This window comes from Endozoicomonas sp. (genome assembly GCF_965196975.1).
In the GTDB taxonomy this organism is placed as follows: Bacteria; Pseudomonadota; Gammaproteobacteria; order Pseudomonadales; family Endozoicomonadaceae; genus Endozoicomonas.
The window spans coordinates 3,109,079-3,122,233 of sequence record NZ_OZ239981.1; the positions used below are offsets into that span (position 1 = coordinate 3,109,079).

The following is a 13,155-nucleotide window of genomic DNA, read 5'->3' on the forward strand; positions in this document are numbered from 1 at the left end:
AGATAGACATAATGAAAAGAAGTAAATAGAATGCGCTTTTATTAAATGCATTTCAAATGCATCTTATAACAACCTATGGAGTGAGGTGCTTTATGAGCCTGAGTGAACAAACCATTCAAATCGTCAAAGCCACGGCCCCGGTTCTGGCGGAACACGGAGAAACCATTACCCGACACTTCTATCAGCAGATGTTCAGCCAGAATCCGGAGCTGCTGAATATTTTCAACGCGACCAATCAGAAAACCGGTCGCCAGCAGGCGGCCTTGGCCAATGCCGTCTATGCCTATGCCGCCAACATCGATAACCTTGGTGCGCTGACGGGTGCGGTACAACGCATCGCCCATAAACATGCCAGCTTTAACATCCTGCCGGAACAGTACCCTATTGTCGGAAAGCACCTCCTCGAAGCCGTAGCCCATGTTCTGGGAGAAGCCGCAACCGACGACATTCTCAACGCCTGGACAGAAGCCTATGGTTTCCTGGCCGATCTGCTCATCGAAGTAGAGGAAGGAATTTACCGGGAGAATGAACAGTTGGCAGGGGGCTGGCGGGGTACTCGTAAGTTTAAGGTCGTCAACAAAGTTCAGGAAAGCGAGCTGATCACCTCCTTCTACTTTGAGCCGGTGGACGGTTTACCGGTAGCCGACTATCAACCTGGCCAGTACATTGGTATCTATCTGTATCCGGAACATTCAGAACATCGCTGCATCCGTCAGTACAGTCTATCCGATGCCCCTGATGGCAAACGCTATCGTATTTCGGTAAAGCGTGAAGGGGAAGGAGAAACCCAGGGCATGATCTCCCACTATCTTCACGACCATGTACAGATAGGTGATGTTGTGGAACTGTGTCCCCCCAGTGGTGATTTTTACCTAAACAATCGTTCAGATGCGCCCGTGGTGTTACTCAGCGGCGGTGTTGGCCAGACACCCATGTTAAGCATGTTGAACAGCCTGAGCAGCAAAAATCCCGGGCAATCGATTATTTTTGTACACGGTGCCATCAACAGCAGGGTTCACGCCTTTGATCAGCACGTCAGGGATATTGCCGAGAAAAACGACAACATAGAACAGGTTCTGTTTTACGATGAACCAACCGGTGATTGCTCTGCTCATCATTATGCTGGCAGGACGGATCTGGAACTGATCCGCGAAAAGATCGACCTTCCCGGAGCACACTACTACTTCTGTGGCCCACTGGGGTATATGGCGATGGTGAAAGCGTCATTGCAAGGCTGGGGAGTGACTGAAGACCGACTTCACTACGAAGTCTTTGGTCCTCATAAAAACCTCTGATTATTGTTGAGCCACAGAGAAACCGTCTGATCTTTATCGCTGTGGCTCAAAAAATCTCACTGATATTGCTTGGCTATACGCCGGGCACTGTGTGGATAAGCCTTCACCAGTTTCTGATAACTGTTATCCAGCTCTGCCTGCAACGCATCACTCAGCCAGCCCCGGTAGTGAAAACTGAATAACGCACTGTTTTCCAGCACACGGGGCTCCCAAGGGCCAAGCTGGCTGGCGCGCAGTAATGCGGCTTCAAACTCAGCATCAATCAGTGAATATTGTGAGCGGGCCCGGGCGTAGTCGCTCCAGCTGTATGGCCAGGCAGGCCTTAACGCAATCGCTTTCTCCCAGGCTTCCAGCTCCGAATTATTCTCAGTATCAATCCCGGAAAGCCTACCCCGTTCAAGCACTCGCGCCTTCAAAACATACAGCGCCGGATTATCTGGCATTTGTCGTATGGCGCTGTCCACGCCACCAAGCGCAACTTCCAGTTCAGAAGCGTCTACCACAAAACTCCTGCTATCTTCCGTTTCCTGTTGCCAATGATCCAGAAACAGTTCGGTCTGATAACGCCCGACTTCAGAACGCAACAAAGTAAAGGCCTGAAAAGCCGCAAGACACAACACCAGAATAACCGGCAGCACCAACAACCCACGACGCCAGGATAACGAGCCTTTCATGAGGCATCACCAAAAAGGCACTGCGTTAACGTATCCGGATTACCCGTTGTCAGCATTGAACACTGATCACTGCCGACCCATTGGTTTAACGTCTCAGCAGCCTGCGCCATGGCCGGTGGCCGACGAACCGGGTGATGGGCATCGGAAGCCACGAAGTGCACCAACTCACGGTCCACAAACCAGCGGGCAGTCGTCTCTGCCCTTTCGCCAAACAGCCCGGCGACCGAACCCGCCGTCAGCTGCAGCAGTGCTCCCCGCTCCACAAACGGCAGAACACGCTCAGGGTAAGACATCAGCTCTTTATTCCGCTCAGGGTGAGCAATCACTACCCTTATTTCCCTTTTATAAAGCCAGTCCAGCATCGGCTCCATACCCACAGGAATTCGCTGATGAGGCATTTCCAGTAACAGACACTGGAAACCCTCCCACTGGCCAATCATCGGAATTTCATCCCTGCGCAACTGAAACATCATTTCATCGCTGAAACGCACCTCTGCCGCCATGGCCAGCTGAATCGACAACCCAGTCTCTTTGGCTTTCTGCTTCAGACCAGAAAACCCGGGACGGATGGTTTTGACATTGTTATCAAAGCGGCCCGGGTGCATATGAGGGGTGCACACCAGTTTCTGGATTCCATCGGCCTGAGCCAGTTCCAGCATGGCCAGTGCCTGCTCCAGGCTGTCAGCCCCATCGTCAATGCCGGGAATAATATGGTTGTGGATATCAATCATTTAGTTTTATAAGTCATTAAGTTACTGATGCTCTCAGCTTCTGGACAGCAACCGACGAACCAGCAGGGTTAGCAGGCACGCAGGCACCAGCAGCAACACCCCTGTCAAAAACAGCGCGACAGGAACCGGAACATGAAAATACGTAAACACAAAGGCAATACTGCCCACCGCATCCACAATGCTTAAGCTCAACGGTGCATTATCAGGGCCGGAAAGGGCGTTAATCAACAGAACTTCCACGGCCAGAATCACCATAATCAGGGGGATATCCCACCCAGGTACCCACTTTTTCATGAGAACCACACCCTCAGACGACCTACCAGAGCAACAAAATACTGACAATCCACAGGCACACCTGCCATAACCCGGGATACCCCGCCGCAAAACCACCAGTAACTACCAGCCGCTCACAATAAAGAGGCTCAATCTAACGCCACAAGCTACAAATATAAAGAGAAGGCATTAATTACGCAGTACCTTCATGGAGGAAGTCATGCTGTTTTCCGCCCATTTTTCCGGCCTTTCGGTGCTTGCCGCCCTGGCACTGCTGCTTATGACCAACGCGCATTCCAAAGCCGACACCTCACAGGCTCAGCATCAATGCGCTGATTGACTCCGGCTCCACCCTCTCTTCCATGGATGCCAGAGACATCAAAATCAGAAAACACGCCGATGGCACCCTGTGGGTTCACTTTACCGTTCCCACCGGCCAAAGCCAGCAGAAAACGGTCAAAATGGCCAAACCCCTGAAGCGTTATGTCCGGGTACAAACCCACTCTGGGGAACCTCAGAAACGCCCAGTGATTGAAGCCACCATCCGGCTGGGGCCTGTTGAAACCCGTACCGATTTCAGCCTGACTTCCCGTTCAAGCTTCAAAAACCAGATTCTCCTTGGCACCAATACGTTGAAGCACCTGGCCGTTATTGATCTATCAAAAGAATTTCTGCTCAAAGAACACTGCCTGCAAATCAGCCGCTACCCCTGAGAGGGTTATTAAATCCCCGCCCTAATGACTGATTTTTTTGCGGGAATCAGACGGTAAGTACCGAGCCAGAACCCCAAGTGCCATCAGCGCCACAAAGTACGCCGCATTGGCCGGCATCTGCAGGTTAAAATCCACTGACGAATGAATCATGATCGCCAGCATGCCCATAAACGACGAGAACCCCATACCGATCATCAAACGGCTGCGGCGCTGTTTCATTGCCTGAACCGCCAGCCAGAATGACCAGATCACCATCAACGCCAATATCAAAAATGCCGGAACCCCAAACTCCAGGGGAAACTGCAGAAAATCATTATGGGCGAGGTCATAAAAGCCTTTCCAGCTCCCATCATGATACGCAGGCAGTGTTGTATAAAAGCTGCCTGCGCCAGAACCCGTCAGTGAATAATCACGGATTGCCCCCAGGGTCACCTCCGACACATTGGGACGGGTCTCCCGCTCCAGAGAGGTCTGTTCAATACGCTCCATAACCTTTTCAAGGCCAAACCACTGGCTGACGATCGCCGTATCAATCACCAGCAGGCTGACAAAAAGAACAATCATCCCCCGGCTGAGCTTTTTACGACAAATAACGTACAAAAGCCCGGTCACCAGTAAACTGGAGAAAAAGGCGGTATTTCCCATACGGGAACGGGAAAGCACCAGACCAACCACCATAATGGCCAGCCCGGTACGCAGTATGACCTTGTTACTCATCAACGTCTGCAGGGTCTGGCGAAGCCACTCCTGCCAGTTGCCTGCTCGTCTATCGTGCAGCTGGGCAATCAACAACCCCATCCCAAAGGCCAGCGTCATCTCCATACACCCGGCAAAACTGTTCCGGTTGACATAAGTACCAGTCGCAACCCCTAAGTAGGAAGACTTCTCACCGAACAGCAGCACCTCTGCCCCCGAAAGCGTACTCAGCGAACCAAACACGGCCTGAAAAATGCCAGAGACCACAAACGCCCAGGCAAACCAGCGCAATTTATCAGGACGATCCACCAGCAGCAGGCAGAGACAGAACAGGAGATAGTAGGCCATGGTCAACAAAGTGCTGACCATCGTATCGTGAGGAGAGATCGACAGCATCATCCACTGGGGCATGGCCAGCCCCAGGGCTTCTGCCGCAGAGGAATGAGTATCCCATGAGAAAGGAGAAAGCAGTTGAGCCCAGTCAGCTGGCATGGGTAACTGCTGAATAAACAGCCAGCCAACAACGCTCATAAAACCGGCATGCAGCCATTTAGCCTGACGGAAAGACGGTGTGGTTTCCAGCCGGTTAAGCGCATAGCCCAGCACCCAGAACAGACTGAGTACAGTAATCAGCAATACCAGAACCGCCCGCGCCCAGGGCGGATTACTGCCCATGGGTACCGGCAGCCAGAAAACAATGGCCAGCAGCGGCCAGAACAGTGCATTTTTCATGTTTTTTTACATCGCTTCCCGCCGCCCGCTCCCCGCTTCCCGTAAAAGCATCCGTCTTATCTTTTCGGGTAGCGGGAGGCGGGCAGCGGAAAGCGGTCTAAGATATTTCTGTTTTACCGGTTTAGAAGAATTAAAATGGCTTACGAAAATCTTGATGTCTGGAAACGGTCTTCCAGATTATGCGTTGATATTTACAAAACCACGGCTGAGCTTAAGGACTATGGCTTTAAAGATCAACTGACCCGATCAGCATTATCGATTCCCAGTAATCTCGCGGAAGGCCTTGAGAGGCAGTCGAACAAAGAGCAAAAACAGTTTGTTTCTATAGCCCGAGGCTCTGCCGCAGAGTTGAAAACACAAATCTATATTGGCATTGAGATTGGTTATATCCCTAAAGATAAAGGCCAGTTATGGATTCGTGAAATCAAGGACATCACCGCGATGATTCAGGGGCTTATGAAAAAGCTTTAGCTTTTTCATCGCTTCCCGCCGCCCGCACCCCGCTTCCCGTAAAAGCCCCCGTGTTATCTTTTCGTGCAGCGGGAGGCGGGTAGCGGGCAGCGCCCGAAGGGACATCTTATTCGGGTAGCGGAAGGCGAATAGCGGGCAGCGCCCGAAGGGTCAATAGGCATTAGGGTTAACAAACCCCTTGAACACGGTGGCGAAGATAATACGGATATCCAGCCAGAGCGACCAGTTATTAATGTACTCCAGGTCGCACTCAACCCGGCGCTGCATCTTCTCCAGCGTGTCGGTCTCCCCCCGATAACCACGCACCTGCGCCAGCCCGGTAATGCCGGGTTTGACATTGTGCCGCTTCATATAGGATTCCACCAGCTCTTTGTAATACTCATTGTGCTCTAAAGCGTGTGGCCGCGGGCCGACAATGGACATCCGCCCCTGCATCACATTAAGAAACTGCGGTAGCTCATCCAGGCTGGTCCGCCGCAAAAAAGCACCAATGGGCGTAATCCTCGGGTCACCTTTGGTGGCCTGGGTCACTTTGCCCTGCTCTTCCTGGTGAACCTTCATACTGCGGAACTTATACACCTTCACCTTTCGGCCACCAGCACCGTGACGGTACTGCTTGAACAACACCGGCCCCGGTGAAGACAACTTCACGGCCATGGCAACACCCAGCATCACCGGGGCGATCAATAACAGAATCAAGCCTCCAATCACCAGGTCAGAAACGCGCTTGATCAACTTATTACTGGCATCCATTGGCGAACAGCTGATGTCCAGCGCCGTATACTGGCCGATCTTATTAATCTTGTAGTTCAGCAGTGGCAAATCCTGAAGCCCAGGCATATAGCGGATGTTCACCGGCATATGGCGCAGGGTATACATCACCGGTTTCAAGACAGAACTTTTGTGCAGCGGCATGCAGATCCAGCACTCATCATAAGACTTACCCTGGTTTACCAGCGTTTCCAAATGGCTGATGGTGGTAAAGTCATCATCGTGATGGACGACATCCACCAGGTTATAGCCATACTCATTGCTACCGGTAAAGCTCTGGCAGACATCACTGAAATTACGACCATCGCCAATCACCAGCACACTGCGGGTATTGCGCCCCTGCCGACGGGCCAGCATCAGGAGTTGATAAAGGAACAGCCGCAAGATCACCGCCAGCGGAATCGCCGTTAGAATCCAGGTACCAAGCCATACCCGGGAGTACTGTTCCATGGTTTTGCTCATGACCAGGAAGGTAACAAGCCCGACAAACGACAGTGACCATGCCAGTAACACCCGGGTAAAGCGTTCACCAAAACTTCGTCCCCGCCACGGACCGTAAACATCGCAGAGAAACGACAGCACCACCACCAGCAGCGCCTGGATATACATCAATACCGTAAAGTGGCTGGAATGCTCCCCAAAGCGAATCAGCTCCGCCAGCTCACCACAACCAAAGGCAATAGCGACATCCAGTGCTACCAGAGAATACAGGGGCAACCGTGAACGCCCGGAAATAAACGATGTATGCATGGTCTTAAAAAACAATCATAAAAAATTCTTTATTGATGATGCTTTTCATTAAAAAGCATCATCCTCTCTCGTTATTTGGAGCGGGATCATGTTTTAAAAAATACTCTCCACTCCATTGCAATAAATGGCGCTGCTGCCAGAATTAACCCCAGACAGGTCACCATAAAATCAACTGGATTAAATGCCCGCAAAGGAAGGAAAAACTGCAACCCCTCATCCAATGCGCAGCCGATTATTAAAAAGGCCAGTAACACACCGCGTCGGGCAATCCCATTAAACGCCCAGTGGCCCAGGAATGAGAGCACAAAAGCCATCAGAAAATGCATCTCCAGGTTTCCACCTAAAAAATGCTCGACGCTCCCCCAGAGCCAATGGCCATACCCCAGGCTTTTACTGACAGAAAGCCCGATCAGAAAACAAAGCCATCCAATTGCTAAAATCCGTACCAAGCATTAATTCCTTTTTTGAACCACAGAGGACACAACTCATACAAAGAAAGAAACAATAAAAAGCCTATCTTTTCCTCTGTGGTCAAAACAAATTGCATGATCAATAATGTTTATCGAGAGAACTTTTCCCGCAGTAAACACCAGGCAAACTGACTATTGGTGACCAGATAGCGCTTCCACATCCGTCGTGGCTCCTGAATCACACGGTAAAACCACTCAAGGCCATACTTTTGCATCCACAGTGGTGCCCGATTCACCTTTCCAGCCACCACATCAAAAGTCCCTCCAACACCCATCACAAAATCGACCCCCAACTTATCCTGCCATTTGTTGATGAAGTTTTCTTTTTTCGGGCTGGTGATAGCCACAAAAAGCAACTTCGCACCGCTGGCTTTTATCTTGTTGACCACAGCCTCTTCATCGTCCCAGAAGTACCCATGATGATAACCGGCCAGTTTCAGGTTTGGGTGCGCGGCTTTGAGTCGACTGGCGGTTTCCGATACCACTTCGTCAGTAGCTCCTAATAGATAAACCGGGAATCCTTCCTGCTCCGACATGGCAACCAGATTATGAAAAAGATCAACACCGGCAACACGCTCAGCAACCTCATGGCCTAAAAAGCGAGCACCCACTACGACGCCCATACCATCAATATTGATAATGTCACAGTCTTCGACCGACGCTTTGAGCTGCTGATCCTTCTGCATATTGACCAGCTTTGCCACATTCACCACAACATGCTGGGTAAACTGTTTGGCCTGAATACGGTTTTTAATAAAGTTTACGGTTTCATCCATGGTGGCAACGTCCATGGGCGAGTTCAGGAAGGTTATTCGTTTCATAGAATTCTGTTGTGGAAATTTTGAATGTTAAATGTTGAACTTTGAATTGAAGAACTGACCATTCAACATCAAAAATTCAACATTCAAAATTACTTACATCCGTTCAGCCAGTAACTCAGGGCATAATAAGCCCACGCCTGGCTCCAGCGCATATAGTTGATGCTATTGGTAAAATGGCGGGTCTTCTGATAAACAAAGCGCTGCTTTTCCGGCAAATACAGAGTTTCCAGTGAATGGCTGATGACTTTATCTGCCAGAGCCTTATCGCCATCAGCATCACCATCTTCACCTGACAGTTTGAGCAGTGTCAGAACCGCCTGGGCTACTGAGTGCATATCCAACGGGTAGCGGTTATTGTTGTAATATTTTGCCGTACCATCAGGCTCAAAAAAATTCGCCTTGTAATAGCTGTAGCCACTTTTAATGGCCTGATCAAACTCATTGGTATTCAATGACCGGCGAATCAGGTCCAACGCTTCCAGGTTATACCCAGTATGAAAACCATCAATAAACTGGTGGTGATGGCGCGCACCGTAAACCCAGGAACCATCTTCACCCTGTTCACTGCAAGACTGCCGGGCAACATTCAATGCCAGCGTTTTATAAGAATCATTGTTGGTATAACTGGCAACCACAGCTACCCATGCAGCAGCCCAGAGACTGGCATTATGGACAAACGCCATTTCACCGGGGATATAGGCAAAGAAGCAGCGGCCATCTGCTTCGGTATACAGGGTATTAACGATAAAGTGGGCAGCATCTACAGCCGGTTCCCGGTAATTATCTGCCTGTTTTTTGTTATCCAATGCTTCCAATGTATCTGCCAGGGCAAACAGTGCCTGGGCCACATAAATCGTGGTAATCACGTTGGGTTTGCCTTTGGGAACAAAAAAAGCACGGGCTTTCCAGTCAAAATGGTACCCCCAGCAACTGTGTTTCCATTGATTACGGTCACATTGCTGGGTTAACAGCCAGTCCGCCAGGCCAGAAGCTTCCTGTAAAAATGCCACATCTTCAGTTCGACGAAACGATTCCAGTAGCCCAAGAATAAACAGCCCCACACCTTTAGGATTTCGGCGTTTTGGTACACCCAGCAATCGCCGGAAGTTAACCGGCGACTGTTTGAAAAACTGAATCCAGACCAGACCGAAGATCCCCGATTTTAAGCCGGGAAACCATTCAAACAGCCTGCTGTTCAAACCATCAAAAGGGTCGAAGCCGGCAAAGTGATCCCGTCGCGATTGTTGCAGCGTAGCGTTGGAAACGGCTAACGTTTTTTCAATGAGTGATGGTGGCACTTAAAAAAGCCCCCAATAAATCAATTTAAGAATATTCACCACAGTACCTACAGGGCATAAAAGGCACTGAGAACACGGAGAAAAAGACCAGATTTTCATTTTGTTCAAAAAACGCTGTGGCCTCTTGGCCTTTTATGCCCCTTGTGTGCTGTGGTGAACAAAAATCAAGCAAGCACAGACAAATCAACAGCCATCGGCTGGTTCAACGTCATCGACTCAACCGCCAGAATCGTCGCCAGGCTATTGGCCATCAGGCTTTCATAACTTACACAAGGCTGGCCGGATTTAAGACCGTTCAGCCAGGCCTGCAACATGGCCTTCTGCCCCTTGTCCTGAGCCTGCAGTTTCTTATGCGTTTTATCCAGGTCACCACTGAACAGGGTTGCCTGTTTAAAGTCATGAATGACCGCTGAACGACCACCGCCAAATACCTCAACGTATTCCTTCTCCATCGCCTTGGCACCATCGGCCGTGTATGTGATGGAAGCAATACTGCCATTTGCAAACGTCAGGGTAACCACCAGGTTATCATTCAGCAGCGCTGATTTAGCCGCTTTGGCAGAACCCACTGCGTACACAGAGACAGGAAAAGAGTCTGCCAGTGCAGATGCCAGATCCACAAAATGACACCCTTCACCGATCATACGACCACCACCCACCAGAGGATCCTGAATCCAGTGATCCATCGGGATAGCTCCGGCATTGGTGCGGATATTAATCACCAGCGGACTCTTAACACTGCTGAAGTGTGACTTAACCAGTGTCGTTAACGGTGCGAAGCGACGATTAAATCCAACCATCACCTGCCGGTCTATGGCGTTACCATAAGCCCGGTGAATAGTAGCCAGTTCATCCACCGTCAAACCAAGCGGCTTCTCCACATACACGTGCTTGCCAGCCTCAAGTGCAGCAACAACAGCCCCCGCATGGGTATCATGCCGTGTTGTCACCAGGACGGCGTCGGTTTCATCACCTATAGGACTTTCGCATTGACAGGCAGCTGTAAAAATTGCTAGATCAGCAAAAAATAGCGGATGTCGTCGTGCGTAGAAAGATAACAAGACCTACAACAGCTGGGTGTGATTTGCCGAAATATACAGGGTTTCTATTGTGTGAGCCGAAATCAGCAACCTGTACTCGCCTTAGTGAGATCGGAGATATGTCACACCACAGCGTTAACCGTTTTCTACAACGTGAAGACTTTGCTCCCAATGACCTTTTCATGGAAGTAGCCGCAAGGCTGATTCTTGATGGGGGCACGCTATCGGTTGATGATACGGTGCTGGATAAGCCGTACAGTAACTACACGGCATTCATCGGCTATCATTACTCGGGCAAGCATCATAAAGCCGTCAAGGGCATTAATCTCATAACGCTCTATTACACCGATATCAAAGGCTATAGCCTTCCTGTCAATTTCCGTATCTATGACTCTGCGGACGGAAAGTCCAAAAATGATTATTTTCTCGAGATGCTGAAAGAAGTACTTGTATGGGGCTTACGACCTGCATTTGTTACGGGGGATTCCTGGTATAGCAGTGCCGCAAACCTGAAGACTGTGAAAAACAACGGTCTGGGTTTTATGTTTGCCGTTAAAAGCAACCGTACTGTTTCTATCCAAAAGGGTGACTACCAACAAGTGCAGAGCCTGGAGATTCCTGAAGAGGGAATAACCGTTTGGCTACGTAATTTTGGTTCTGTGCGTTTGTACCGGACGCGGCTAAAAAACGAGCTGCGCCATTACGTCGTCTACACACCCCATGCTGGATCAGAGGTATCACCACAGGTAGGCTTTAATGAACTTCACCTGCACCATTGGGCGATCGAAGAGTATCACCGGGCGCTGAAACAACTCTGCAGTATTGAGCGCTTTCAGGTGAGAGGAAAGCAGCAGGTCAGGAACCATATTTTTGCCTCTATCTTTGGGTATGCCTGCCTTCAGGCCAAGAAAGTATCTGAATCTCTCAGTAGCATCTATCGCGTTAAGAATGATGCGCTCAAGGATGCTATTTGGGACTTCATTAAGAGCTTCTCTGATGGTAAAGACTGGCTGAGACCATCTTTTATCAGAGCTGTCAATGCGTAAGTTCTAACCTAGTACATCGGAATAGTTACCGGCACAGAAAGAGAAACCAAACTGTTCAGCAACACCCTGAGCTGTACGGCCGCTGGCTGTCACAAGCCCACGGAACTCGAGATCTGCTTCATTTTTAAGAACCGGCAATAGACTGGCCGTGGCATAATTACCAGCGCCATAAAACGACAGACCTATCTTGGCTTTATCCACCGGTTTTGGATGAAGAGTAATCACAGAGGATTCAGTAATGCCCTTAGCTTCTGAATAGTTCAAGACAATACCGAGGTAAGGCTCCTTTTTCTGCCCCTCAATCAGAGCATAGGCCTCACCCGCCTGCTTCAGGGTATAACGGTGAGTAATCAGTGACTGAATATCCAGTTTCTTCTGGGCAATCAGCTCCAGAAAGGTCTGCATATTGCGTTGTTCAGTAAAGCGCACATAGCTGAGAGGGTAGTCATGACCACCTTCCTCATAAACCGGGTCATAACGACCTGGACCATAGGAGCGGGAGATCACCACACTGATCTCTTTTTTGAAATAGTCTTCACGGGGAATATCCATTCGAACCGCACCGACGACCACTACCCGCCCCTTTTCCCGGGTTACTTCGCCACACAGTTCGATCGGCTGGTTACTGCTGGTACCGGCACAGACCAACACACCATCAACACCATGGCCTGATGTCAGCTCCTTACAGGCATTGACCACATCACTACCTGGCTGAAGGCCAGTAGCACCGTAGTTTTCAGACAGTTTGACCAGTTCAGAGTCAAGGTCAGTACCAATTACATGGCAGCCATTAGCGCGCAACAGCTGAACCGTGATCTGCCCCAGCAGCCCAAGCCCCAGAACGAGGAAAGTTTCACCCAGCTTTGGCTCAGCCAGCCGAACACCTTGCAATGCAATAGAACCTAAGGTGGTGAACGCGGCCTCCTCATCAGAGACGCCTTCCGGAATACGCACCACCAGATTTTTGGGGACCGCAACAAATTCCGCATGGTTGGCGTAACCTGCGCCACCACATGCCACACGATCCCCAGGGCGAATACCCTCTACCAGACCACCGGCAGCAACGACTTCACCAGCAGAGCTGTACCCAAGCGGACTTGGGGCATTCAGGCGTGTATTTACCGTTTGCAGAGTCTTGCTTAACCCTTCGGTTTTCAACTTATTAATAACCTGCTTAACCAGATCAGGCCGTGCCTGGGCTTTTTGCAGCAGGTTCTTTTTGCCCATATCGATTTTGGTTTTTTCGGTTCCGGCGCTGATGACAGAAGCGGTGTTTCGAACCAGAACAAACGAATCTTGCAGGGCAGGAACTGGCACATCGGCAATATTGATTTCGCCGGTGCGCAGGGTTTGGGTAACTTGCTTCACATGTAA

The 13,155-nt window shown here is 50.1% G+C and carries 14 protein-coding genes; 4 read left to right on the plus strand and 10 right to left on the minus strand.

Annotated elements, in window-relative coordinates; genetic code table 11:
* Positions 1–56 precede the first annotated feature (56 nt).
* Positions 57–1,295, plus strand: coding sequence for an NO-inducible flavohemoprotein (gene hmpA, locus ACOCLE_RS14075; RefSeq protein WP_419532993.1), 1,239 nt, complete (start codon positions 57–59; stop codon positions 1,293–1,295).
* A gap of 56 nt (positions 1,296–1,351) precedes the next feature.
* Here the strand turns inward: hmpA and ACOCLE_RS14080 are convergent, their stop codons facing one another.
* The 3 genes from ACOCLE_RS14080 to ACOCLE_RS14090 are packed head-to-tail and all read right to left on the minus strand — an operon-like array spanning position 1,352 to position 2,994.
* Positions 1,352–1,969: a hypothetical protein gene (locus ACOCLE_RS14080; protein WP_419532994.1), complete on the minus strand. Its 618-nt coding sequence runs from the start codon at positions 1,967–1,969 to the stop codon at positions 1,352–1,354.
* The gene (locus tag ACOCLE_RS14085; RefSeq protein ID WP_419532995.1) at positions 1,966–2,700 is read right to left on the minus strand and encodes a tyrosine-protein phosphatase; all 735 of its coding nucleotides are present in this window, start codon (positions 2,698–2,700) and stop codon (positions 1,966–1,968) included. The genes ACOCLE_RS14080 and ACOCLE_RS14085 overlap by 4 nt, the downstream gene beginning before the upstream one ends.
* A gap of 33 nt (positions 2,701–2,733) precedes the next feature.
* Positions 2,734–2,994 (minus strand): hypothetical protein, encoded by a 261-nt coding sequence (locus tag ACOCLE_RS14090; protein ID WP_419532996.1) that lies wholly within the window; start codon positions 2,992–2,994, stop codon positions 2,734–2,736.
* A 341-nt stretch (positions 2,995–3,335) separates the two neighbouring features.
* Between ACOCLE_RS14090 and ACOCLE_RS14095 the strand changes: the two genes are divergently transcribed.
* Complete coding sequence (locus ACOCLE_RS14095) at positions 3,336–3,686, plus strand: RimK/LysX family protein (RefSeq protein ID WP_419532997.1); 351 nt, start codon at positions 3,336–3,338, stop codon at positions 3,684–3,686.
* A gap of 21 nt (positions 3,687–3,707) precedes the next feature.
* Here the strand turns inward: ACOCLE_RS14095 and ACOCLE_RS14100 are convergent, their stop codons facing one another.
* The gene (locus tag ACOCLE_RS14100) at positions 3,708–5,114 is read right to left on the minus strand and encodes an O-antigen ligase family protein (RefSeq protein WP_419532998.1); all 1,407 of its coding nucleotides are present in this window, start codon (positions 5,112–5,114) and stop codon (positions 3,708–3,710) included.
* 135 nt (positions 5,115–5,249) lie between these two features.
* On the opposite strand from ACOCLE_RS14100, the gene ACOCLE_RS14105 reads away from it, so the two are divergent.
* On the plus strand, positions 5,250–5,585 hold the full coding sequence (locus tag ACOCLE_RS14105) for a four helix bundle protein (RefSeq protein WP_419532999.1): 336 nt from the start codon (positions 5,250–5,252) through the stop codon (positions 5,583–5,585).
* 150 nt (positions 5,586–5,735) lie between these two features.
* On the opposite strand, the gene ACOCLE_RS14110 is transcribed toward ACOCLE_RS14105, so the two are convergent.
* The 5 genes from ACOCLE_RS14110 to ACOCLE_RS14130 form a co-directional block, all read right to left on the minus strand.
* Positions 5,736–7,073, minus strand: a complete 1,338-nt coding sequence (locus tag ACOCLE_RS14110; RefSeq protein ID WP_419533000.1) for an undecaprenyl-phosphate glucose phosphotransferase — start codon at positions 7,071–7,073, stop codon at positions 5,736–5,738.
* Between the two features lie 119 nt (positions 7,074–7,192).
* The gene (locus ACOCLE_RS14115) at positions 7,193–7,555 is read right to left on the minus strand and encodes a hypothetical protein (RefSeq protein WP_419533001.1); all 363 of its coding nucleotides are present in this window, start codon (positions 7,553–7,555) and stop codon (positions 7,193–7,195) included.
* Positions 7,556–7,665: 110 nt separating this feature from the next.
* The gene (locus ACOCLE_RS14120) at positions 7,666–8,397 is read right to left on the minus strand and encodes a WecB/TagA/CpsF family glycosyltransferase (RefSeq protein WP_419533002.1); all 732 of its coding nucleotides are present in this window, start codon (positions 8,395–8,397) and stop codon (positions 7,666–7,668) included.
* 89 nt (positions 8,398–8,486) lie between these two features.
* Entirely contained in the window at positions 8,487–9,695 is a 1,209-nt protein-coding gene (locus ACOCLE_RS14125; protein ID WP_419533003.1) for an aspartate-semialdehyde dehydrogenase, read from the minus strand.
* A 164-nt stretch (positions 9,696–9,859) separates the two neighbouring features.
* Positions 9,860–10,645: a Gfo/Idh/MocA family protein gene (locus ACOCLE_RS14130; RefSeq protein WP_419533004.1), complete on the minus strand. Its 786-nt coding sequence runs from the start codon at positions 10,643–10,645 to the stop codon at positions 9,860–9,862.
* 92 nt (positions 10,646–10,737) lie between these two features.
* Here ACOCLE_RS14130 and ACOCLE_RS14135 point away from each other — a divergent pair, with 92 nt between their 5' ends.
* Complete coding sequence (locus ACOCLE_RS14135) at positions 10,738–11,781, plus strand: transposase (RefSeq protein ID WP_419533005.1); 1,044 nt, start codon at positions 10,738–10,740, stop codon at positions 11,779–11,781.
* 3 nt (positions 11,782–11,784) lie between these two features.
* Here the strand turns inward: ACOCLE_RS14135 and ACOCLE_RS14140 are convergent, their stop codons facing one another.
* A complete protein-coding gene (locus tag ACOCLE_RS14140) occupies positions 11,785–13,149 on the minus strand; it encodes a zinc-dependent alcohol dehydrogenase (RefSeq protein ID WP_419533006.1) in 1,365 nt (454 codons plus the stop codon).
* Positions 13,150–13,155 lie beyond the last annotated feature (6 nt).

What these genes read in the sequence shown, in the direction of transcription:
- ACOCLE_RS14090 (WP_419532996.1), bottom strand. Translation starts at nt 2,994, where the DNA reads ATGAAAAAGTGGGTACCTGGGTGGGATATCCCCCTGATTATGGTGATT.
- ACOCLE_RS14080 (WP_419532994.1), bottom strand. Translation starts at nt 1,969, where the DNA reads ATGAAAGGCTCGTTATCCTGGCGTCGTGGGTTGTTGGTGCTGCCGGTT.
- ACOCLE_RS14085 (WP_419532995.1), bottom strand. Translation starts at nt 2,700, where the DNA reads ATGATTGATATCCACAACCATATTATTCCCGGCATTGACGATGGGGCT.
- ACOCLE_RS14105 (WP_419532999.1), top strand. Translation starts at nt 5,250, where the DNA reads ATGGCTTACGAAAATCTTGATGTCTGGAAACGGTCTTCCAGATTATGC.
- ACOCLE_RS14120 (WP_419533002.1), bottom strand. Translation starts at nt 8,397, where the DNA reads ATGAAACGAATAACCTTCCTGAACTCGCCCATGGACGTTGCCACCATG.
- ACOCLE_RS14095 (WP_419532997.1), top strand. Translation starts at nt 3,336, where the DNA reads ATGGATGCCAGAGACATCAAAATCAGAAAACACGCCGATGGCACCCTG.
- ACOCLE_RS14100 (WP_419532998.1), bottom strand. Translation starts at nt 5,114, where the DNA reads ATGAAAAATGCACTGTTCTGGCCGCTGCTGGCCATTGTTTTCTGGCTG.
- hmpA (WP_419532993.1), top strand. Translation starts at nt 57, where the DNA reads ATGCATCTTATAACAACCTATGGAGTGAGGTGCTTTATGAGCCTGAGT.